Source organism: Sediminibacterium sp. FW305-C-269 (assembly GCF_058231045.1).
The window spans coordinates 178,653-203,082 of record NZ_JBIQXQ010000004.1; the positions used below are offsets into that span (position 1 = coordinate 178,653).

Sequence of the window (24,430 nt, forward strand, 5' to 3'; positions counted from 1 at the left end):
TTTTGATTGTTAGTACATTTGATCCTTATCAATTATGGGCATGGCGAAGCAAGCAAGCAGAAAAAAACAATCGGATATCAGAATACCTACTGAAGAGCGGATCGAAGTATTTGGTGCCCGCGAGCATAACCTCAAGAACATAGATATCTCCATTCCCAAGAACAGCCTGGTTGTTTTCACTGGTGTCAGCGGCAGTGGTAAATCATCCCTTGCGTTCGATACCATTTATAACGAAGGTCAGCGACGATACATGGAAAGTTTCAGCGCGTATGCGCGACAATTCATGGGCGATATGGAACGGCCTGATGTGGATAAGATCACGGGCTTATCTCCGGTGATCTCCATTGAGCAGAAAACCACCAATAAAAATCCCCGCTCAACCGTTGGAACAGTTACGGAAGTGTACGATTTTCTGCGCCTGCTGTATGCCAGGATCGGGGAAGCCTATAGCTACAACACCGGGAAAAAAATGATCAAATTCAGCGAGGAAGAGATCGTTGAAAACATTTTCAGCAGGTTCAGGAACAAAAAGATCAGTCTACTGGCACCATTGATCCGTGGCCGTAAGGGACATTACCGGGAGCTGTTTGAAGATATCCGTAAAAAAGGTTTTTTAAAAGTAAGGGTAGATGGTGAAGTGCTGGACCTTACCCCGAAACTGCAGGTAGATCGTTATAAGATACACGATATAGAAGTGGTGATAGACCGCCTGCAGGTTACGGACGATATGCGGGTACGGCTAAGCCAGAGCGTGCAGCAAACCCTGAAAATGGGGAAAGATCTCATGTTTCTGCTGTTGAACGAAAACAACAAGACCGTACAGTATTCCAAGCAACTGATGTGCGAGGATACGGGTATCAGTTACGAGGAACCTTCTCCCAATGCGTTCTCTTTTAACTCACCTTATGGAGCCTGCCCTACCTGCAAAGGATTGGGTAATGTGTATAGTGTCAGCCTTGAAGCCATCATCCCGGATAAGACCCGCAGTGTAAAAGAGGGCGGGATTGTTCCACTGGGCGAACAGCGCGATGCGCATATGTACCGTAGTGTGGAAGTGCTGGCCAAAAAGAACAAGATAAGCCTGGATAAACCCATCAAAGACCTGTCACCTGCCGCGCTGAATATGCTTTTGTATAGCAATGCTGAGGGAGTTTCTCTTGAGGTCACCGATATGGATGATGAAACAACAGGACATCCCTACGAAGGTGAGTTTGAAGGGATTGTTCCCATGCTGAAAAGATGGTTCTCCGGAGCCAACAGCAGCGAATCTCTCCGGGAATGGGTGGAAAAATTCATGGAACTGAAAACCTGCACTACCTGCAACGGTGCGAGGCTGAAGAAGGAAAGTCTCTGGTTCAAAGTGGACGAGAAAAATATCTCTGAACTCAGTAACCTTAACCTGGATAAGTTACATGACTGGTTCAATGATATTGAAAAAAGGCTCAGCAAAAAACAGAATGTGATTGCAAAGGATATCCTCAAAGAGATACGCGAAAGGGTCCGGTTTCTGCTGGATGTGGGATTGACCTATCTCTCATTGAACCGCCCTTCCAGGAGCCTGAGTGGTGGTGAATCGCAACGGATACGCCTGGCCACACAGATAGGTTCACAGTTGCAGGGGATCACCTATATACTGGATGAGCCCTCCATTGGTTTGCACCAGCGCGATAATCACCAGCTGATCCTGGCATTGCAGAACCTGCGCGATATCGGTAACAGCGTATTGGTGGTGGAACACGATAAGGATATCATGATGGCTGCCGATCACCTGGTTGATATTGGCCCCAAAGCGGGCATCCATGGTGGAACCATTGTGGCTGCCGGTACACCCAAAGAGGTATTGCAAAGTAAATCCGACACGGCACTGTACCTCAGTGGTAAAAAGAGTATCGAAGTGCCTAAGGAACGCCGGCAGGGTAATGGCAAACAGCTGGAGCTGAAGGGGGCAACCGGAAATAACCTTAAAAAAGTAGATGTTGTTTTTCCGTTGGGTAAACTGATCGTCGTGAGTGGCGTAAGCGGCAGTGGTAAATCCACTTTGATCAATGAAACTTTATATCCGATCCTTTCCAAACATTGCTATGACAGCAAAACAACACCGATGCCTTTCAAAAGCATCAAAGGGCTGGAGCATATTGATAAAGTGATCGAGATAGACCAGTCGCCCATCGGTCGTACACCAAGAAGTAATCCTGCCACTTACTGTGGATTTTTTACAGAGATCCGCACATTGTTCGCCGCTGTTCCGGAGGCCAAGATACGCGGGTATAACGCTGGCAGGTTCTCCTTTAACGTGAAAGGTGGCCGATGCGATGTGTGTGAAGGCGGCGGGATGCGCGTGATTGAAATGAACTTTCTGCCGGATGTATATGTGCATTGCGAAAAATGTAATGGGCAGCGCTATAACCGGGAAACACTGGAGATCCGTTACAAAGGTAAATCGATCAGTGATGTCCTGAATATGACCGTGGATGAAGCCTGTGAATTCTTCCAGCCCATCAGTTACCTGTACCGTAAGATCAAAGTGTTACAGGATGTGGGACTGGGTTATATCACATTGGGTCAGTCGGCTGTAACTCTCAGCGGGGGTGAAGCACAACGCGTGAAACTGGCAACTGAACTGAGCAAAAAAGATACCGGCAAAACTTTTTACATTCTCGATGAACCCACTACCGGTCTTCATTTCCAGGATATCCAGCATCTGTTGGATGTATTGAACAAACTGGTGGACCGGGGGAATACCGTGTTGGTCATCGAACACAACCTTGATGTGGTGAAAGTGGCCGATCATATCATTGACCTAGGCCCGGAGGGCGGTGATGGTGGAGGAACGATCCTGTTCGAGGGGGTACCCGAAAAAATGGTGAATCTCACCAAAAGTCATACGGCGAGATTCCTGAAAATGGAACTAGCAGATTAATGAGTGAATGATATAATGTCTCCATTCACTCATTCTATCATCCTATCATTCTATCATCCTATCATTCTATCATTGTATTAATGTCTCGTCATCTCGATGTGCTCGATATCATCTTCCAGGTATACTTCTCCCGTTTGTACAAATCCAAAGGACTCGTAGAATTTTTTGAGATATAGCTGTGCACCTATGCGTATGGGGCCTTCGCCAAATAGTTCGTGACAGGCTTTGATCGCCTCTTTCATGAGCAAACGGCCGGCGCCTTTTCTGCGATAATCCTGTTTGCTGATGACACGTCCGATGGACATGTATTCATAAGAGATCCCTGGTGGTAGTAAACGGGCATAGGCGATCAGGGTATCCCCATCCTGTATCATCAGGTGATAGGCGGATAGGTCCTTATTGTCGGCATCCTGGTAAATACACTGCTGCTCCAGCACGAACACTTCACTGCGCAGACGCATAATTGCATATAGTTCATGTGCGGAAAGATCATCGAAGAATTTGTATCTGCTGGTGAAGATATGATTGGACATTTTCAGGGATTTATGTTGTAACAGCCCGTTCAGGCCTCAATTGCGGTACAAAAATAGCGGTAGAACCACAATAATTTCACACCTTTGCCACCTAATCGGGAATACGTTCCTGTTAACATTCTGATATGTCAAAAAAAGTAGCCATCATCGGTGCAGGTCCGGCAGGGTTAACGGCGGCCTATCTACTGGGTAAGGAAAACCAGCAAGTAACGGTTTTTGAGAAAGATCCCCAGTATGTAGGAGGTATTTCCCGTACGGAATCGTACAAAGGATATCACTTCGATATTGGCGGGCACCGTTTCTTCTCCAAATCGAAAGAAGTGGAGGATTTCTGGACCGAGATCCTGGGCGATGAGATGCTGGAGCGTCCACGCAGTTCGCGTATTTATTACAACAAGAAATTTTTTTCTTACCCGCTGGTGGCTTTTGAGGCCTTGAATAAACTGGGTGTGATTGAAAGCGGTTTATGTGTAATGAGTTATCTCAAAGCAAAAGCATTTCCGGTAAAGAACCCGACCAATTTTGAAGATTGGGTGGTGAACCAGTTCGGACAGCGTTTGTTCAATATCTTCTTTAAGACCTATACCGAGAAAGTATGGGGTATACCCTGTAAAGAGATCTCTGCCGACTGGGCCGCACAACGGATCAAAGGCCTGTCGTTGAGCAGTGCTATCTGGAATGCACTCTTCAAGTCCAAAGCGGGTGGTGGAGATAAGGACAAAGTGATCAAAACACTGATCGATTCTTTCCGTTACCCCAAGTATGGTCCTGGTATGATGTGGGAGACCTGTGCTGCCAAAAGCAAAGCTATGGGTGTTCAGATAGAAATGAATTGTGGGGTAAAGGAGATCAGCACATCGAACGGTAAATGGAGTGTACGTACCTCCGAGGGCAAAACCATTGATGGGTTTGATTATGTATTATCAACTGCACCTATGCGTGAACTGGTTGCTTCAGTAACACCACGGTTTCCGGAGAAAGCATTTGGTTCGGCAAGAGAACTGGGTTACCGGGATTTCTTAACGGTGGTATTGATCTGCAAGGATGAAGATGCTTTTACAGATAACTGGATTTATATCCATGACCCGAGCGTAAAAGTCGGGCGTATTCAGAACTTCAAATCCTGGAGCCCTTATATGGTGCCGGATCAGAATATGGCCTGTTATGGGTTGGAGTATTTCTGTTTTGAAGGGGATGGCTTGTGGAGCAGCAGCGATGAGACCCTTATCAATCTTGCCAAAAAAGAGATACAACAGATCGGCCTTACCAAAGATAGTGCCGTGGTGGACGGCTATGTGGTTCGCCAGCCCAAAGCATACCCCGTGTATGACCATAGTTATAAAGAGCATGTAAATGATGTACGGGAGGCGTTGAAACAATACCCTGGACTGTACCTGATTGGTCGTAACGGTATGCATAAATACAATAACCAGGATCATAGCATGATGACGGCAATGCTGGCAGCCAAGAATATTGTTGCGGGTAAAGAGTTGTACGATCTCTGGGAAGTGAATGAGGATGCGGAATACCATGAGGGGGGTGACAGGGGAGCAGAAGAGACCCAGAAAGTACTGGGCAGGCAGGTTCCTGAAAAGGTCAGTAGTAAATAATCAGTAATAAAACAAAGGCCGCAGAATAGTTCTGCGGCTTTTGTTTGTATAGGATTCGTCGGGCATGGTTTTTGAAAATGATTTATCTTCCTGTATATAAAGGGCAATTTTATGCAAAAACCGATCTTACGTTGTATCTGCCTGCTCTGTTTTTCTCTTGTGCTGACTGTAATGGTGCAGGCCCAGGATGAAAAGCCCGATACGGTGTATACCGGTATTTATATCACCAGTATACACGATATTGATTTTAAACAGAATGAGTACACGACCAATCTTTGGTTGTGGATGCGGTATAAAAGAAAAGAGTTCGATTTTGCACAGAACCTGGAGATCCCCCAGGCGAAATCCTTCACCAAACTGTATACCACAGTAGATACCAGTGAGGGTGGTGTATATGTATTGATGAAGTTGCAGTGTGTGATGAAGGATTCCTGGAAGATCGGGAACTTTCCTTTCGATAAACAGAAGCTTCGGTTGTCGATAGAAAACTCACAGTACGATGCAAAATCACTGGTCTTTGCAGCTGATACGGCTGGTAAGAGTTATGATCCCCGTTTTACGCTGCGCGGATGGAATATCGACAGCTTTGTCATTACACCCGGTATCAAAGCCTATGAAACCAATTTCGGCGACAGGAGTGTACTGAAGCCGCATATGGATTATGGGGCTTACCGTGTACGTATATCGATAGCCAGAGATGCATCCGAACTGTTCTGGAAAATGTTTCTGGGAATGTATGTGGCATTCCTGATCTCGTATATCTGTTTCTACATCCATGCTGATAATATTGATTCCCGTTTCGGATTGAGTGTCGGTTCGTTATTCGCAGCTATCGGTAATAAGTATATTATTGATTCCTCTCTGCCAGAATCAACCACTTTTACATTGGTAGACATGTTACATGGCATAACCCTGTTTTTCATTTTCCTGGTGGTAGCCTCATCTGTGTATTCACTTCGTTTGGTAAAACAGAACAACCTGGTAAAAGCCAACCGTTTCGACATGGTTGCCGCACAGATGATATTGGTGATCTATGTGGCTGTCAATATATATTTCATAGCCCAGGCAAAAGCAGGATAAGACGGATCCTGTTCTCAGGGTTATTCAGGAACTGGTTAATTATGAGTGGGAGGGGCTCAGTATTCGTATTTGTCTTTCCACCGTTCACGCAGGAATTTTCGGAGTTCGTTTTCTCTTGCATTGTTGCCGGGGTCGTAAAATTTAGTGCCGGCTATCTTTTCGGGAAGGTATTCCTGTTCAATAAAATTTCCCTCGCCCAAATGCGAATATTGATATCCCTTGCCATATTGCATATCCTTCATCAATTTGGTGGGTGCATTACGGATATGCAGTGGAACGGGCAGGTCGCCGGTTTTATGTACGGTACTTAAAGCGGCTCCGATTGCCACCACTGCCGCATTGCTCTTGGCGGAAGAAGCCAGGTAAGTAGCGCATTGCGACAGGATGATCTGGCTTTCCGGGTAACCGATCTTGGAAACAGCATCGAATGTAGCATTGGCCAGTAATAAGGCATTGGGATTGGCATTGCCGATATCTTCACTGGCAAAAATGAGCATACGTCGGGCAATGAATTTCACGTCTTCACCACCTTCGATCATTCTGGCCAGCCAATACAATGCCCCGTTGGGATCGCTCCCACGCATACTTTTGATGAAAGCGGAAATGATATCATAATGTTGCTCACCCTGTTTATCATACAGCGCTATCTTTTTCTGGGCAACTTCCATGACCAGTGCATCCGTGATCACCATTTGGGATGGAGCTGCCGTATTCGCCGATAATTGATGCTGGATCACAAGATCGAACAGGTTCAATAGTTTTCTGCCGTCGCCACCGCTGATGGTGAGCAGGGCTTCTGTCTCTTTTAGCTGTATGCCGAGAGGTTTGATGGTTTCATCTTTCTCAATCGCCTGTTGCAGGAGTTTTATAAGGTCTTTTTCCTGTAGAGCCTTCAAAACATATACCTGGCATCTGCTTAGTAACGCGCTGTTCACCTCAAAGGAAGGATTTTCCGTTGTAGCACCGATCAGTGTGATAATCCCTTTTTCTACCGCTCCCAACAAAGCATCCTGCTGGCCTTTATTGAAGCGATGGATCTCGTCTATGAACAGGATGGTTCCCGGATGTTGTTTGGCCTCTTCGATCACTTCCCGCACTTCTTTCACACCGCTGCTGATGGCGCTCAACTGGAAGTATGGCAACTGCAGGCTGTGCGCAATGATATTGGCGATGGTGGTCTTACCCACACCCGGAGGCCCCCAGAGGATCATGGAAGGGATGCGACCCTGTTCTATAGATTTCCGTAGAATACTGTTCCTGCCGGTCAGGTGCTCCTGTCCAACCAGGTCGTCCAGTGTAAACGGACGCATTCTTTCTGCCAGTGGGGTGCTGCTGTTCACACCGGAAAAGTACAAAAAATCGGGGGTGTGAACGGAATTGGGTAGGATGACTGCCTGAAAAACTTATTCAGGTCTGGGAGCTTCAAAAAGATAGCCGTACTGCTTCATTATCTTAAAATTGAGCAGAATATGGCTTACCAGTACCACGCCTACAAAGAGCATGAAGTAGGCCACGGCTTTCATGATGGTAATGAACAGCTCGGTGGTGAGCATAGCAGGAATATTGGGCTGTGATTCCCGGAACTGGTTCACGAATTGGCGGAGACTCACATCACCCATGAAAATAATGCTGGCCGCATTCAGGAAGAACATGATGCCCATGAACAGCGATACAAAAGCATTCACCCGGATCCAGTCGCGCAGTGATGCTTTGCAGGGTTGTTCCACGTCAATGCTTCTGGTCAGGAATTTCATGCTGGCAAAAGTATAGATCACAAAAGCGGCTAATACGAACACCATCAATAACAATGCGGGATTCACCAGGGCGCTGAACAGGAACAGGAGATCCATAAAACCGAACATGGCCGCTATGGGCAGCAATATAAAAGTGAGTATGCGGAAAATGGTCAGTTGTTTCATATTGCCTGTTATTTGTATGACCGTATATAACTGTCGACGGGTATGTACGGTTACTGGATTATCCTTTCAGATTCAGTTTGATCTGCAGTTCATCAAACTGTTTATCGTCAATGCTGCTGGGTGTATCCAGCATAACATCGCGACCACTGTTGTTTTTGGGGAACGCAATAAAATCCCGGATACTTTCACTTCCGCCAAGGATGGAACACAAACGGTCGAATCCGAATGCGATACCTCCATGGGGTGGTGCGCCATATTCAAAAGCCCCCAGCAGGAAACCGAATTTATGCAATGCCTCTTCTTCGCTCATGCCTAAGGCAGCGAACATTTTTTCCTGCAGTTCACGCTGGTAGATACGGATAGAACCACCGCCAATCTCATTTCCGTTCAATACCATGTCGTAGGCATTGGCTTTGATATTGGAGTAAGGGTGTTCCAGGTATTTATCTGCGTTTTCGATCAGAGGGTTGTTTTGGATCATTACTTCGATCTGGTCTGGCTTGGGCGATGTGAACGGATGGTGACGGGCAACCCAGCGGTTATCTTCTTCCGCATATTCGAAGAGTGGGAAGTCAAGTACCCACAATAGTTTGAATTCATCGTCTTTGCGGAAGCCCAGCCTTTTACCCATTTCCAGGCGCAGTTCGCTGGTGGCTTTACGTGTCCTTTCTTCTCGGCCGGCCAATAATAATACCAGGTCACCTGCTTTGGCACCTGCAGCATCGGCAATAGCTTTCAGCTTGTCCTCTGAATAGAATTTATCTACACTGCTCTTATAGGTGCCGTCTGTGTTGCATTTGATGTATACCAGGCCCTGCATCCCTATCTGTGGACGTTTTACCCACTCGGTTAGCTCATCGGTTTGTTTGCGGGTATACTCACTGCAGCCGGGTGCAGCTATGGCCAGTACGGTCTCGGCATTGTCAAATACCCCAAAACCGGCGCCATTGATCAATTCACCGGAGGCTTCTATTTTACCACCTTTCAGGAAAGCCGATTTCAGGTTGGCGATTTTCATGCCAAAGCGGATGTCGGGCTTGTCGTTGCCAAACTGCCACATGGCATCTTCCCAACTCATGCGTTCCACTTTCTCAGTATAGTCAATATTCTTTACGTCTTTGAAAATGCGTTTAATCAGGTTCTCAAACATGTTCAGGATATCTTCCTGCTCCACAAACGCCATTTCACAATCGATCTGCGTGAATTCGGGTTGCCTGTCGGCACGCAGGTCCTCATCCCTGAAACATTTGACAATCTGGTAATAACGGTCGTAACCGCTTACCATCAATAATTGTTTAAAGGTCTGTGGTGATTGTGGTAAGGCATAGAACTGACCTGGATTCATACGTGAGGGAACCACAAAGTCCCTGGCTCCTTCGGGTGTGGATTTGATCAGGAATGGTGTTTCAATGTCCATGAAATTATTTTCATGGAGATAGTTTCTGGCAGACCGGTTTACCGCATAACGCAGTTCCAGGTTTCTCTTCACCGCATTACGGCGAAGGTCCAGAAAGCGGTATTTCATGCGCAGGTCATCGCCGCCATCCGTATCGTCCTGGATGGTGAACGGGGGTACTGCTGACTTGTTCAGTATTTTGAAAGAAGTAACTGTTATCTCGATCTCGCCGGTGGGTATATTGGCATTTTTACTGCTTCTTTCCGATACATTCCCGGTTGCCTGTAATACGTATTCTCTTCCTAGCGGATTACTGTCCAGCAAACTGTTCAGTTCTTCTCCAAATAATAGCTGGGTAATGCCATAACGGTCGCGCAGGTCAACGAAAGTGATTGCGCCAAATTTTCTTACGGTCTGTACCCATCCTGCCAGGGTTACTTCTTTACTAACGTCACTGATCCGTAACTCTCCACATGTGTGTGAACGATACATAGAATTGCTGATTTTTCGATTGCTGATTTGTGAGGGTGAGTGTTGAGTGTTGAGTAGTGAGTAGTATTTCACTTCCCACTCACTACTCACCACTCACGATCCCCGCCCGGACCGCAAATATAACCGAAATGGCCCATCCGGGGATTTTGGGGCCAAAAAGCGGGAAATGTTGATTTAGATAGCATCTTTGTATCATGCAACCAGGCACTGTATCGCGAAAAGCCCATCGTTTGGCGGTGGCGGCTTTCTTTTTTATTGCCGGGCTCAATTTTGCCAGTTGGGCCAGCCGTATACCTGATGTCAGGCTCAAACTGCACCTGAGCGATGCTGCTTTGGGTGGTGTTCTGTTTGCTTTGCCGGTGGGCTCCATGATCAGTCTGCCCTTCGCGGGATGGCTGGTGGCCAGGTTTGGCAGTAAACGGGTGATCTCAGTGGCGGCCATTGCTTACCCCGCCAGCCTGGTGCTGATCGGCTGGGCAGGAACCATCTGGCAGCTGGTCCCCATGGTATTTGCTTTCGGATTGCTGGGCAACCTCTGCAATATCGCCATCAATACCCAGGCCGTTGGGGTAGAAGCCCTATATGGTCGTTCCATCATGGCTTCCTTTCATGGTATCTGGAGTATGGCCGGTTTTACGGGGGCGGCTATCGGCACATTTGTGGTGTCTAATAATATCACACCATGGCTTCACTTCTGTTTTGTTGCTGCCGCCTGTATTGTCAGTGTGATTCTTGTCCGAAATTATGCCTTGCCCAAAGATGCCGGCCATCCTGATCAACCCCTGTTTGTAAAACCGGATGAACATTTATTAAAACTCGGTCTGATTGCGTTTAGTTGTATGGTTTGTGAAGGAACCATGTTCGATTGGAGTGGTGTCTATTTTCAAAAAGTGGTGGCTGTTCCCAAAGAAATGACCACACTGGGCTATGCCGCTTTCATGAGCACCATGGCAGGAGGCAGATTCCTGGGCGATTGGCTGGTTACCCAAATAGGCAAGAAACTGGTACTGGAAAGCAGTGGTATTACCATTGCTACGGGTTTACTGATCTCGGTCTTGTTCCCTTACATAGTACCGGCAACTATCGGTTTCCTGCTGGTCGGTATCGGCGTTTCGTCGGTAGTACCCCTGGTATACAGTTCTGCGGGAAAGTCAAAGACCCTGTCGCCGGGCGTAGCATTGACCGCTGTATCCACCATTGGGTTCCTGGGCTTTCTTCTGGGGCCGCCGGTAGTGGGTTTTATGGCACAGGCGTTCAGTCTCCGCTGGTCGTTCACGCTGATCGCCGTGTTGGGACTGGGCACTACCATTCTTGCATCCCAGATCAAATGGGATGAATGATGGGCTCTGTTAAAAAAACGATAAAAGCCCGCCTTAATTCTTAGAAATTGTTTTCTGGTAACAGAATTGGATAGGTAACAGAAATAAGATCTGTTACCAAAATCCATGTTATGAAAACAAGTATACACTACCTGATATTACTGGCTGTGTTGTTCCTGACACAGAGTTGTGTAAAAACGGTGGTTGGCAGCACGCAGCCATCTGTGGCCGGATCCTGGATGTTGAGCGAATCCTCGCGCAACAGTGGTAATGGCTGGTACTATTTTAATACCGGACTTGAAAACGGGGTATTCCGTTTTTATAACAACGGTTCAGCAGAATATGATGATGGATACAATTTAATGCGCGGCAACTGGCGCATCCGTACTATTCAATCCGGTTATTACGATCAGTATGGTAACTATTACAACGATCTGCATGATTCGTTCGAGATCCATGTATACGATCCGGTTACTGCAGGCTCTGCGGATCTGCTGTTTGATGATATTACTTATACCGGAAGCCGCCTCATCGCTACCAATTATGATGGATATACCATTGCCCGTTATACCTTCCGTAGATATTAATGCCGGGAGGTCTGTTGAAGAAAAGGCCGTGAAGCAGTATGTTGTGCAGCTGCTTTTGTGCCTTTGTCAGACACAGCTGAAGAGGAGAATAACCAAAGCAGGATAGCACCTCCCAGAATCGCGAGAACGATTGGTTTCATTGATAAAAACATAAGTAGTTAAGGTGGTTGGGTGAATACGCTTCCACTACCGCACTGCGGTACCCTGAGATAGGAGGATGGGTAACACGTATGATACAGCATATACCGGTGGCTGTCACCAACTGCAGTAAAGACGGGTGTTACTTGCTTTCTTTGTCCGGAAAGGTGGGTGGAACGGAGGATTTAGAATCCTGGTGGTTTGATGTGCTGACGAAATCTAAAAAGCAGAGATTCGGGCAAGTGGTTCATATTACATGGGAGCGAGGCTCCATTTACTTTGATGGCGTAAAGATATGGTGAAGCGTAGTACACCATAAAGCGGATCCGGGTTAAACGGGACTTGCGGTTTCACAAGTGGTAAAGTATGTTTGATGAACGGTAAAATGGCTGTTTTCCCGGCGTTTTTGCTACATGGTTTCAAGTTCGTTCGGGTGTCGGGGCTTCCAGACAAGGTAGTAGAAGCCCAGTATCAGTATCCCGATCGTAAAAGGAATCAATGCGAGGTGTTTGAAACTAAGTTCACCGATCAACGCATAATGGTCAAAACCGAGAAACTCGCTCACCATCCAGTAAGAGTTGGCGCTGATCCAGATGGTGATGGCCAGGTTATGGCAGAGTTCCGACATATACTGCCTGGTACGCCAGGCAATGATGATTGATATCACCAGGGTTGGAATAATCATGACAATACCCAGCGGTTTCCATACCATACACCAGGCCACGTCTTTGAAAAGCCAGAAAACAATATGCAGGTTCTCCATTTTCCGGTAGCGTAGCGGGATGATATAACTGTTGTCAGCATTGCTGATGACAGGGGTTTTCAGCGTATCCATTGAAATGACGTTAGCAGTGATTTGATGGATACAATATTAATTTTTTGTCAGCAATCAACGGCTTAAAATCTTAGTAAACCTGCGCACATCAGCCTGGGGATGAATGGGACTCTCCTGAACAAGATAATTCGCGAACTCCCTTGAAAAATAAGGGGCAAGTGAACATCCCTTGGTTCCCATTCCGTTGAATACGCCAACGGTAGGTGTAAGCGGATGTAGGCCCACAAAGGGTCTTCTTTCCATATTAGCCGGCCGCTCAGCGGCCAGATGATCTACAGTTTCAAAGGATTGTTTGAGCCAGTGTTTCAGGTGCGCTTCTGCTTTGTTCCGGAAATCTGCGGATGGATGGGTATCTGTAAAATCCCATTCATAGGTAGAGCCTACCCAGAACAGGTCAGGCTCCTTCCAGGGAACCAACACAAACCCCTGTTTAAAGATATGGTTCCGGGGTAAGCCGGGTATGCGTACGATCAAAGCCTGCCCCTTATTTCTTGCATAAGGAAGGTTTTGGAAGTAGGGGTTATCGAAGCCCGCCACGCCATCGCTGAACAATATTTTTTTTGCATGTATCTGCTGGTAGCGTACTTCATCCTGACCAATGGTACAATCTTCCAGTTGGAAAGAAGTTTCCAGCAGTTGCTGTTGGCTTTGCAGTTTTGTCCGCCAACTGGCTAATAGTGCATTCAGATCTATCAGCCAGCAAGGGTTTATTTCGCCGATTGTGAAATCGAAATGGAAATATTGCTTCCAATGATCCGGGTCTGACGGGTAGCGCAGGAATTCCTGCTCTTCGGGAAGCCGCTCACGGAATGCCATCACCATTTGCGGTGTTGGATGAAAGTCAAGAATGTTACACTGCCGGATCAAAGGAAGATCCAGCTCTTCGCCAAATTCCCGGTATGCCTGAACGGCATAAGGCATCAATTTTTCGATTTCCCAGGTGCGCACCATTCTTCTGCCGGTGATCGGGTTGATGACGCCACTGGCCACTTTGGTGGAGGAATTGGGTTTGCTTTCATCGATCACCAGTACGGATTTACCGGCTTTGATCAGTTCGTGACTCAAAAACGTACCACAGATACCCTGGCCTACGATGATATAATCCACTTGCATACCTGCAAAGATGAATAAAAAGCCCGCACCCAGCAAGAACCGGATCCGTAGATAAAATAATATTGACTCCCTGAAAAAATGATCTCTGGCCGCAGAAGTGCCATCAGCATCAGGGATTACTTACCCTGATCCTGATACCTTCTGAATGACTGGTGAATTCCGGTGCATACATACATTGGATACTGGCTACCCCGGCAGAGAACTCGCCGCTATGCGTAACGAACATAGGATACGTAAATACATAACTGCCTTTCTGCAGATGGTCGATGAAGAAATGGCTGCTGATGTCTTTGGTGCTTTCGTAATAACCCAGCCCATCCTGCCATCTGTAACCGCTGAGTACATGGGTAGGTTCGGCACCAGCTGCCCGTATGTCTTTCAGGTGCAGGTAGTCCATGTCCCTGTCGCTGCGCAGTTCCAGACGAACGATCAGCTTATCGCCCACTGCCAATGTCTCTCCTTCAGCTACTGCATGCAGTGTCTTTCCCTGGTCACTGGTTTTTTCGATGAACAGTTTTTTCGTAAGCGATAAGGGCGTGTTTGCTGGCGTTATCTTGTTCATGTCTTCGAAATATTGCCAGTACACAGTGCCCCAGGAAGGCGACCCTTGCGGTTCTTTCGTTTGCGGGAAACTGTTCTTTGACTGAACGGTCACGGTGATGTTGCCCATGTCGGTGCTGATCTTTTTACCATCGATCCTCTTTTTGAAATAACCTGTGGCCGTTTCTGAAGGTTGCGTCTCATTATTGATCTCTGTCTGACCAAGTCGTATGGAGACCTGTTTGTCTGTATTCAGCCAGTCTGTACCATTTGCCAGTAGTGCATAACAGGCATCGGCTGTTGCGATGGTCGTTTTCCAGTGGTTGCTCTGCTTGTTCAGTAGTAACCAGGTCTTCATGTCATAGATCTGCTTGTTCAGGCGCTCATTTTTGGTGTCCTGGTTGATCTCACTCATAAAGCTGATCAGCATACTCTGGTGTTCAATGGGGGATTGGTACCAGCTTCCGGCGTAGGCCGATTTCCAATACATGCCTTGTTGTGGATCGGTTATGGCATTTTCCAGTAATGCAGGAAGTATTTCTTTAGTGGCAGTTTGCTCATTTCCTGTACGATACAATGCCAGTCCCAGTTTTGCTTTGTAAAAACTGTTCTGTTTTGTCCAGTATTTTCTGGCTTGTGCCAGCAGGAACTGGTAAGCTTCCGGAGATTGTTGTGCAATATCCCGGAAGAAACTGCGCATGTACAGATAATCGGCATGGGTCCCATTGAGTTCCGTGCTTTTGCTGAGCCCGGCTTTTTGCAGAAGGCGGTAATCATCCTGGATCTTTGCATCCAGAAAACGGATGGCTTTCACCGTAATATTGCGCATTTTTCCTGCCATTTCGGGTGATAGCGCTCCCAGGCGCTTCAGTTTGCCGATGCCGGTAAGTATATAATTGGTGATGAACCGGTCTTCATATCCTCCCCCGAACCAGCTGAAAGCGCCATTGGGCAATTGCATTTGTGCAAGTTTGCCGATCCATATGGATGCCTGGTTCTCAAGTTTTACCAGGTTGAACAGCAGGGCTATGTTTTTCTTTTGCTCCTCTTCGTTTTCTGCCTGTAATACCCAAGGTGTTTCCTGCAACAGCAACTGTTTCAGTTCCTCGTTTTTCTGAAGATTACTTTGCAGTGAACTGCTGTCTTGCTGCCATTGCGCCAGCACTTTCCTGATCCTGCTGTTCCTGTTCATGATCCATGACGCCAGAAGGTTGGCATACACGCGGTTAAAGCTCTGCTCGGCACACTCATAGGGATACTCCATCAGGTAGGGTAGCGCCTGTACCGCATTCCAGACTGGGTTACTGCTGAATTCAATGGTCAAACCCTGCTGCGACAGGCTTTCGCTGGTGTTGTGGAGCAGTTTGTTGAACCTGAAGGTTTGCGTAGTATCACTTTTGATGAATAGCGGCAGGCTTTCGGTTACCAGCAGCCGGTTGGTGACCACCGGCAGAGTGTTCTCTTCCCCGTCACTTAACAGACCTGTGCCCGCTTTGATACGCCAGGTAAGCGGTCTGTTGAAATTGAAAGGCACCTGTATAGGGAATTTGACGATACTGCTCTTTCCGGCTTCTACGGTAAAGTATTGAGAAGGGAACACATTCTGGAACCACCCGTCTACGGAAGTGTTGGTACTTGCGTCAAGTAATTCAAGTGTTACCTGTCCGGTCAGTTCCTGTTCGCCCAGGTTCACAATTTTACCGCTCAATTCAATATGATCACCCTCACGTAAAAAACGGGGGGTATTGGGTTGAACCACTAATTTTTTCTGGGTAACGATAGAAGACTCGTCTGTATACCCGAATGCCAGTTCCCGGGTATGGGCAAAACTCATCCATTTCCATTGAGTAAGCGCTTCGGGCATGGTAAAACTAAAACTGTATTTGCCCGTTGAATCAGCATAGAGCTGCGGAAAAAAGAAAGCGGTTTCCTGAAAATTTTTGCGGGGTATGATATTGGAGAGATCGATACCTGTTGCCGCCTGTGTTTGCTGTGTTTTTATATCTTCCTCTTTATCGGTAGCCGGAGCTTTGGCTAAGACTCTTTGCGCAGCATTATCAGAAGTCCTATACGATTCATTTTCCCGCATGGCATGCATGCTGCTGACTGGAAGGGCAGCAACCTTCTGTGCCATTGTTTTCTTCCCGGTATTAGTATACCCGGCCACTATGCCATCATTCAATTCGTCCAGTTTCTCTCTCAGTGATCTTGAGAGGCGGTGGTGGGGATCATTCAATAAACGAGCCAGATTCTGGTTCCATAACAGGGATGCGTCATCAGCCAGTTGGTCAAATACGAGCTCAGAAAAAGAAGGTATGTTCTGGGGCAGGTAATTGCCTGTAGAGATATTTTCTGTAAAGTTGCTGATCCCGTTAAATTCATTCTGTATCCAGCTGTTACGCCATAGGTAAGGAATGTTCCATTCATGTCGGGAGAATTTGTCAAGAGATGCATCGTACATGGCTGTGAGTAACTCGGCAGCTGTTTTTTCTCCCTGGTTGCCTTCAATGGTCAGTGTCCATTTTTCTTTACTGCCCGGTTCTGTTTTGTTACGGTAGGTTTCATAACGGATGGTAAGTTCTTTGTTGCGCCAGGGCACTTCAACCTGGTACAGGAAACTGTATACCCGGTTATCCCATACAAATGCTTCTGTAATTCCTATGCCGCCCCTGTCTGCCTCAGTAGCCGTGAAACGGATGTTTTCTACTCCTTTTGTTTTTTGAATGAATTGGTAATTCTCCTGTAGCAGGTTGTTTTGTCGTTTTTGCCTGATGACAAACACGTCTGCGGGCTGGGTGTAGCTGACAAACTGAGCCGTTTCTCCGGGTTGTATGGATTGTTTTTCGGAATCATGGAATACAAGGGTATGGTTGCCGAATGCATGGGTATTGGTATGGTATACCTGCAGGTAACTGGATGTGCTGACTTTTTCTCCATAAGGATCGGTGGCGGAGGCTTCGATCCTGTAGAATCCCGGAGCAAGTGTTCCTGCGGCGACGGGATATGCATCCAATTCTCTTGTGTCTATATTGCCTGTATGCACCAATTGATGTGTTGGCCAGGTATGATAATCGGATTCTGCATGGTATTCATCGGAAGGGAAGTTTTTTATAAAATCCGCTTCCTGCATCATAAACTGGTCTGGCCGATCCCAGTAACGTTTTCGTATGATACGGCCTGGTTCCTGCAATGAATAGATCTGAATCTGTACAGTGGCTGGCAGCTTTTCGTTGTTGAGATTGGTGGTTGACAGATTTATTTTTTTCAGACTGTCCACCCCAACTTTTTCCGGAGTATTCAGCGATAGTAACAGCGATGAATATCCGGCATGGATCGTTGTTTCAGCACTCCTGGTTTCTCCGTTGATATCAGTTATATCTGCTGATATCCTGTAAGAAAAATAGGAATTGTTCGAACGGTCAGTAATATCATCTGCCAGCGCTTTGAAGGAAATGGAGAAATGCCCGCTGTCATCCGTAACTGATTCGCCATTGGCGATCTGTCTTTCCTCACTGCCACGGTCGTAATCAAAGCGGTAGCCCCATGGTATGGGATAGTGTTTGGTACGTGTAACATTATATACCACTTTACTTCCGCTGATAGTATAGCCTGCGTATGCAACAGCATTCCCGGTTAGGGTGATGGGATCATTCAGGCGGTAAGCTTTTTTCACTTTTTCAAAAGATACCTGGAAAGCGGGCCGTTTGTATTCTTCTACGGAGAAAGTGTTGCCTTCAGCAGGTATGTATTGTACTGTAATGCTGAAGCGGCCGGTAAGTACCTGCGCCGGTATACGGAAGCTGCCGCTGAACGAACCATAGCTATTGAGCACTGCCTGGATCGAGTCTACGTGTTTCCCGTTAACATCGTTCAGGTACACCCAGTGTTTTTCGGCTGATGTAATGAGTTTGCTGTTCCTGGTATGTATGTCTTTTGTAACGGCAATGCCTTTGAAGAAAACCGTCTGCCCGGGACGGTAAATACTCCTGTCTGTAAAAAAGAAAACCCTGCTGTTATTGATCTCGTAAGAAATGCTGTCCCTGTTCACAGGCATCATCTCGTAATTGTAATAAATACGTTCTGTAATGGCTGGCAGCAGTCTGTCCTCTTTCAGTGTCAGTTCTATCCTCGTGTTGCCGGCTCTTTGGTTATTGGCATGTCTGAAATGTCCGTTCTTATCCGTGATCAGTTCTGCTGCTTTGGTGTATTCACCTTCTCCGAGTGAATAACGATATTCATAAATGGTTGCACGCACCTGGGGAATGGGCTGGCCCGTGGCACGGTTCAGGACAAAATAATCCATGCCGTTGCGGATATAACTCAATTGCGATACCTGGAAATACTGCAGGCTTATTTTATGCAGGCTATCGTTAAAGCTCCTGTTATCTGAACAAAGTAAAGCGTATTGTCCCACCGGTAAACTATTCAGCATGATCTCGGTTGCATGTGGCTGGTGGTCATCGGAACCAGGCAGTGTCAACCGTAGCTGGTGATCGGGCGTCTGTTCCAGCAGTTTTTGCCAGGGTCTGTGCACATCGCCTGCTTTTTCATTTACCTGTTTGTTGCTGAGCCGGATGATCCTGATATAGACGGTGTCCACATTCCGGTAACTTACCAATGCGCGAAAGGCTTTGCCAGGAAGGTTTACGGCTTCTGTCCGGCTACTCAGTTCCTTTTGCTTTATTTCTGCCAGGAGGTTACGCAGGTTACTGATACCCGGGTGCGATATTTTTTCTGTATACCGCAACAGCGCTTTTTCTGCTATGTCTTTTGCCCGCCGGTAGGACCATCTATTCGTTGTATCCTGAAAGGGTTGGTAACTGCCGGCCTTGTCAGCTTCTTTCCTGGCAAGGAGATACCAGGCCTGTGAGGTACTGACAGATGCAGGGTACAGTCTCGTCATTTCTTCCAGAGCGGCGGTATACAAACTCTCTTTGCCGGGTATGTCTGTCTGCTGGTATACCCATTGTATGCGTTCTGTGTTTAACTCCAGCAGTGCTTCTTTGTTCACATCATTCCTGTGAAAACGCATTAGCTGCTGGAACAGCTGCAAAGCCTGCCATTGTGATGAGCTGCTGTCCCTGGTCACGAAGTGATGGCCGGTAAACGCATCCATGGGTGCCAGAGCCTGCTGAACGGGGATCAGGAAACGATTGGCAGGCAGAATCGGGGCAACACGTCCTCCGGAATATTCGCCTGCCTTGAAATAATCCAGTGCTTCATGCGCCAGCAGGTCGTAAAGTGTGGGGCGCAAAAAGCGGCTGTTGCCTTTTCTGATCACGGCATCGTAAGCCGATACCGGAACCTGCTGCAGCCGTAGTGCATTTTTCAGAGAACTCAGGTAATGCTGGTCAATGGCCTGGGAAAATTCGCTTAATCCCCAGGTAGTGATATCTGTTCCGGGAGTATCCGTTTTTTTTCTTTGACTGATCTGCCAGAACGCATTGTTCCGGTATTGCAGGTATAGCTTGGCCAGCAGTGCATGCAGGATGGCCCGTTCTGTTTCATTGCGGGTATGTGCCAGTTCATCCTGAACCTGCTTCAGAAACAGATTCGGGGTCCTGTCGGTCAGTTTTTGTTGTAAACTGTACTGGTAGATCAGGCATTTGATGGATTGTGCAGACAGCTTTTGCTGTTTGGCCTTCCTGTAAACAGTGGCTATTTTATCTAGAGCCGTCCTGGTAAGGTCCTTTTGTACGATGAGTGTATCGATCTGGAGCCATTCTTTTTGAAAAACCGTATCTGTATTTTGCGCAGATGCTGATGCAGCCAGGAAAAGAGTACCAACAACCAATAGTTTTCTGAGCTTCATGTATGTATATTTCAATGAAACCATTCCTTTCAGGTTAGGATGCAAACATGCTGATTAATTCACACATGTTTGTGCCGATTAACAAAAGATTGTACATCTCCGGAGGGATTCTAAAGATACTATACCTATGACTGGTATAAGCGCAAAAAAATCCCGGTCAGAGGTTGACCGGGATTCGGATATAAGCGGGTATTCAATTTATTTTTTCAGGGCGGCAGCCATAGTGATACCGATATCGGCGGGACTGGCTACTACTTCAATGCCACATTCTGCCATGATCTTCATTTTAGCGGCAGCTGTATCGTCGGCACCGCCAATGATGGCTCCGGCATGTCCCATACGGCGTCCGGGAGGTGCTGTCTGGCCGGCAATGAAACCTACCACAGGTTTTCTTTTGTTATCCTTGATCCAGCGGGCTGCATCAGCTTCCATGCTTCCACCGATCTCACCGATCATGATGATACCATCGGTTTCAGGATCGTTCATCAGCAATTCCACTGCCTCTTTGGTGGGGGTTCCGATGATGGGGTCTCCACCGATACCGATGGCAGTGCTGATACCCAGACCAGCTTTTACTACCTGGTCGGCAGCTTCGTATGTGAGGGTGCCACTTTTTGAAACGATACCGATACGACCCGGTTTGAAGATGAAGCCCGGCATGATGCCGACTTTTGCTTCACCGGCAGTGATCACACCCGGGCAGTTAGGCCCAACCAGTCTGGTGTTTTTACCCAGCAGATAGTTCTTTACCCTTACCATGTCCTGTACAGGAATACCTTCTGTGATACATACCACCAGTGCAATACCTGCATCGGTAGCTTCCATGATGGCATCAGCGGCAAAAGCCGGCGGTACGAAAATGATACTTACATCTGCGCCGGTTTGTTTAACGGCATCGGCCACAGTGTTAAATACGGGTTTGTCGAGGTGCATGGTCCCACCCTTATTAGGGGTAACGCCGCCTACTACATTGGTTCCATATTCAATCATCTGGGTTGCATGAAAGGTTCCTTCTGTACCGGTAAAACCCTGAACAATGATCTTCGAGTTTTTATTTACTAATACTGCCATGGGAAATTATTTCTGTGGTTTTGAAATTCGCGGCAAAAATAGGTTAAAACAGCCAAGGCGACCCTATTTGAAGGCTAAACTTTGTTGATTTTTTAACGGCAGGGCCCGACGCGAAGGTTTTTTCCCAGAAAAAACAGGGGAGCTGGGATGGTGTTTCTGCTCCCTATTCCGATAGATTGGGCAGAATCGGGGCTATTTCCGGAAAAAATAAGCGCCGGCTTATATCCGGCGCTTATGGGGTAGTTGTTATTAGTGTTTCTTTTCTTTTGGCGTTTCCTTCTCTGCTTTTTTTGCAGCTGCTTTCGAAACGTTCTTTTGTTCCTTAGCTTCTTCTTTCGCCTCTTTTTTTTCGGCATGGCTGGCTTTAGCGGTGGCTTTTTCAGCTTCTTTCATTTCCTTGTGGTGCTGACTTTTCTCTTTTCCAGGCGCATTTTTTTCTGTTGCGGCATTTTTTGCAGTAGGGGCGGTGGCCTGGGCCATGGCAGTTGTTGCCAGCAGTAAGGATGCTACAGAAGCAAACAGGATCTTTTTCATGATGTTTTTTTTAGTTGATAATGAATTAAAGACCCCTTTATTTCTGATGGGTTTAATGATAAATTCCTTTTAAGTTTATTTTAAGAGATAAAAGTAGAGACTATAATATGCCTGACGGAGTTACCATCTCCAGTATTTTGAACGGGTATTACAGCTTGTAAAACAGCTTGCTGTCTTTACCCGTTTTAGTCGTCACTTTCAGAAAATAGGGGCCCTGATACAATGATTCGCAGCCTATCTCTACCTGGTTATTGCCCTGTTGCAGTATTCTCTTCAGTCTGAGTTTTGCCACTCCGTAAATATCAAAGACGGTGATTTCTGCTTCTATATTGCTGTTACGGCTATACAGGATGGTCATCATCCGGGTAACCACAGGGTTGGGGTTGATCTGGAGAATCTTGATATAGTCTACGCTCGATTGTGGTGTATTGAGGGTGTCCCCGATCACAACCTGTTTACAGACTTGTGCCTCACAGCCATTCATTGTTTTTACCTGCAGACAGGTGGTATAGGCTCCCAGTAAAGTGTACTCTTTCACTGTTTTAATCTCGTTGCCTGAAAGTATCGTGTTGTCCCCGAACTTCCATACCCGCTGAATAATGCTGTCGCCGGGCAGTGCTTTACTCTGGCTGCTGTTGAATACTACTTTCTTCAGACTTACCCGCTCAGCAGTGAATTTTAGATCTGCTGTACAGTTAACAAGGCCAATGGTAATGGTGTCAGAATAGTTGCTTTCGCAACCACTCCGGGTTTTGATGTATAGTTTGACAAGGTATTTCCCGGGTTTGAGATAGGTATGTGAGGGATCTATACGGTTGCCCTGTAATGCAGCAGAACCGTCACCAAAGAACCAGGTACGGCTGAGAATACTATCGGTAATACTGGCGCCGCGTGACTGTCCGCTGTTGAAATACGCAACATTGTTTTGTACACTGTATTTCACAATCGCCTGGCAGCCAGTAGCTATGCGTGGTTTGATCACAACGATAGATGCATACCTGCTTTCGCAGCCTGCTTTTGTTTTAATGACGAGATATACAGTATAGGAGCCAGGCAGGGTGTATGGATACGAAGGACTGATCACATTGCCTCCCAGTGATACGGAGTTGGTACTGTCTGCATAATACCAGGTGCGGCTGATAATGCTGTCTTTGTCACCGGCTGCTTTTGCGTCTGCACTGTTGAACATGACCAGCGAATCTTTGATAGTCCAGGTAAAATAGGCCTTACAGGTATTGGGAATGGCCGTGCTGTCTTTGATGTCCAATTCCAGGCATGTCTTGCTTTCGCAGCCGTTTTTTGTTTTGATGTACAGGCAGGCCGTGTACCTGCCCGCTTTGCTGTAATTATGCGAAGGGTCTATCCGGTTGCCGGTAAGTGGGGCAGAACCATCCCCGAATATCCAGGTATGGTCAATGATACTGTCGCCACTGTTTCCCGCGTAGGAACTGGCACTATTGAATTTTACAGTTTTACCTTCAATGGCAAGGCCGAATTGTGCCTTACAATAGGTGGGTGGAACAGTTGTGCCGGCGGTGCTGTCTTTCACCAGCAGACTGATACAAATCTGCTTTCCGCATCCTTTTACTGTACGGATACTCAGGCAAACGGTGTAACTGCCTGTATCACGGAATTCTTTTATGGGGTTAATAAGGTTGCCGTCAAGTGAACTGCCATCGCCGAATTTCCAGATGCGTTGAAAAATACTGTCTCCCGGTAAGGTACTGCTTTGGCCGCTGTTGAAACGGAATTTTTTTGGAGCCAGCTTTTCCACTGTAATAACAGCAACGGCCTGGCAATCGTTGGATGCCGGTGTGAAAACCACCTGCTGGCAGTAACTGCTCTGACATCCCAGTTTGGTGGTAATAGTGAGGCAGGCTGTATAAATACCGGCCTTGGCATATACATGTGTGGGATCTACCCGGTTGCCGGTCAGGGCGGCGCTGCTGTCCCCAAAGGCCCAGGTACGGCTGATGATACTGTCACCCGTAGAGACTGTGGCTCCAGCGCCGTTAAATTTGATACCGGTGGCAACCGATGTGTATGAGAATGTGGCTTTACAAACGGGTGTCGGTTTGCTGGTACAAAGCACAAAATTCACCTCAACAAGATTGTTGGTGCCCACGGCAGGATCGCGTTGCAGCGTAGTGCCATCACAGTTTTCCACCTGTATCAGGAGTTTCCGGATATCGCCGTTACAGGTGAGGGTATCCGTATAGTATCCGTTGGTATTACTCAGTGTGGTATGTACCAGGGCGCAGCCGCCATTGGTGCTGTCGATACTGTAGATCTTTACTTTTTTATTGGCAACAGGAAGGTTAGTGGCATCTTTCAATGTTCCTTTTACGATAACGGTGTTGGCCAGTACATAATGGGTGGTCAACAGGAGTAAATTGAGCAAAACAAGGCGTAGAGTTGTTTTCATAAGCTGTGGTTATCTGTGTAGTAGATACTGCCATATGGCAGATTGCAGCTTATCCGGGCCGGAATTTTGATCGTGTACCTTGCCAAAGGCCCTCCCAGGACGCTGT

At 47.0% G+C, this 24,430-nt stretch carries 15 protein-coding genes; 5 read left to right on the forward strand and 10 right to left on the reverse strand.

Annotated features, from left to right (window positions below):
- The first annotated feature begins 40 nt into the window (after positions 1-40).
- Positions 41-2,920, forward strand: a complete 2,880-nt coding sequence (gene uvrA / locus ACH3Y6_RS14435) for an excinuclease ABC subunit UvrA (protein WP_490836331.1) — start codon at positions 41-43, stop codon at positions 2,918-2,920.
- A 77-nt stretch (positions 2,921-2,997) separates the two neighbouring features.
- Here the strand turns inward: uvrA and ACH3Y6_RS14440 are convergent, their stop codons facing one another.
- Positions 2,998-3,453, reverse strand: a complete 456-nt coding sequence (locus ACH3Y6_RS14440) for a GNAT family N-acetyltransferase (RefSeq protein ID WP_490836332.1) — start codon at positions 3,451-3,453, stop codon at positions 2,998-3,000.
- Between the two features lie 125 nt (positions 3,454-3,578).
- Here ACH3Y6_RS14440 and ACH3Y6_RS14445 point away from each other — a divergent pair, with 125 nt between their 5' ends.
- Both ACH3Y6_RS14445 and ACH3Y6_RS14450 read left to right on the forward strand, forming a co-directional pair.
- On the forward strand, positions 3,579-5,063 hold the full coding sequence (locus ACH3Y6_RS14445) for an NAD(P)/FAD-dependent oxidoreductase (RefSeq protein WP_490836333.1): 1,485 nt from the start codon (positions 3,579-3,581) through the stop codon (positions 5,061-5,063).
- Between the two features lie 111 nt (positions 5,064-5,174).
- Entirely contained in the window at positions 5,175-6,143 is a 969-nt protein-coding gene (locus tag ACH3Y6_RS14450; RefSeq protein ID WP_490836334.1) for a ligand-gated ion channel, read from the forward strand.
- A 56-nt stretch (positions 6,144-6,199) separates the two neighbouring features.
- Here ACH3Y6_RS14450 and ACH3Y6_RS14455 read toward each other — a convergent pair whose 3' ends face one another.
- From ACH3Y6_RS14455 to aspS, 3 genes are all read right to left on the reverse strand, one after another.
- Positions 6,200-7,483, reverse strand: coding sequence for a replication-associated recombination protein A (locus tag ACH3Y6_RS14455; protein WP_490836335.1), 1,284 nt, complete (start codon positions 7,481-7,483; stop codon positions 6,200-6,202).
- A gap of 63 nt (positions 7,484-7,546) precedes the next feature.
- Positions 7,547-8,062, reverse strand: coding sequence for a hypothetical protein (locus ACH3Y6_RS14460; protein WP_490836336.1), 516 nt, complete (start codon positions 8,060-8,062; stop codon positions 7,547-7,549).
- A gap of 58 nt (positions 8,063-8,120) precedes the next feature.
- Entirely contained in the window at positions 8,121-9,950 is a 1,830-nt protein-coding gene (aspS, locus tag ACH3Y6_RS14465) for an aspartate--tRNA ligase (protein WP_490836337.1), read from the reverse strand.
- Between the two features lie 194 nt (positions 9,951-10,144).
- Between aspS and ACH3Y6_RS14470 the strand changes: the two genes are divergently transcribed.
- Both ACH3Y6_RS14470 and ACH3Y6_RS14475 read left to right on the forward strand, forming a co-directional pair.
- Positions 10,145-11,290 (forward strand): MFS transporter, encoded by a 1,146-nt coding sequence (locus ACH3Y6_RS14470; protein ID WP_490836338.1) that lies wholly within the window; start codon positions 10,145-10,147, stop codon positions 11,288-11,290.
- Between the two features lie 110 nt (positions 11,291-11,400).
- Entirely contained in the window at positions 11,401-11,856 is a 456-nt protein-coding gene (locus tag ACH3Y6_RS14475) for a hypothetical protein (protein WP_490836339.1), read from the forward strand.
- 547 nt (positions 11,857-12,403) lie between these two features.
- Here ACH3Y6_RS14475 and ACH3Y6_RS14480 read toward each other — a convergent pair.
- The 6 genes from ACH3Y6_RS14480 to ACH3Y6_RS14505 all read right to left on the reverse strand — a co-directional run bounded on the left by ACH3Y6_RS14480 (position 12,404) and on the right by ACH3Y6_RS14505 (position 24,324).
- On the reverse strand, positions 12,404-12,829 hold the full coding sequence (locus ACH3Y6_RS14480) for a hypothetical protein (protein ID WP_490836340.1): 426 nt from the start codon (positions 12,827-12,829) through the stop codon (positions 12,404-12,406).
- 54 nt (positions 12,830-12,883) lie between these two features.
- Positions 12,884-13,942 (reverse strand): NAD(P)/FAD-dependent oxidoreductase, encoded by a 1,059-nt coding sequence (locus tag ACH3Y6_RS14485; RefSeq protein ID WP_490836341.1) that lies wholly within the window; start codon positions 13,940-13,942, stop codon positions 12,884-12,886.
- 109 nt (positions 13,943-14,051) lie between these two features.
- Positions 14,052-20,294 carry an alpha-2-macroglobulin family protein gene (locus ACH3Y6_RS14490; RefSeq protein WP_490836342.1) on the reverse strand — a complete coding sequence of 2,081 codons (6,243 nt, stop codon included), beginning with the start codon at positions 20,292-20,294 and terminating at the stop codon, positions 14,052-14,054.
- Between the two features lie 198 nt (positions 20,295-20,492).
- Complete coding sequence (gene sucD / locus ACH3Y6_RS14495; RefSeq protein ID WP_490836343.1) at positions 20,493-21,365, reverse strand: succinate--CoA ligase subunit alpha; 873 nt, start codon at positions 21,363-21,365, stop codon at positions 20,493-20,495.
- A 249-nt stretch (positions 21,366-21,614) separates the two neighbouring features.
- The gene (locus ACH3Y6_RS14500) at positions 21,615-21,899 is read right to left on the reverse strand and encodes a hypothetical protein (RefSeq protein ID WP_490836344.1); all 285 of its coding nucleotides are present in this window, start codon (positions 21,897-21,899) and stop codon (positions 21,615-21,617) included.
- A 148-nt stretch (positions 21,900-22,047) separates the two neighbouring features.
- A complete protein-coding gene (locus ACH3Y6_RS14505) occupies positions 22,048-24,324 on the reverse strand; it encodes a T9SS type A sorting domain-containing protein (RefSeq protein WP_490836345.1) in 2,277 nt (758 codons plus the stop codon).
- Positions 24,325-24,430 lie beyond the last annotated feature (106 nt).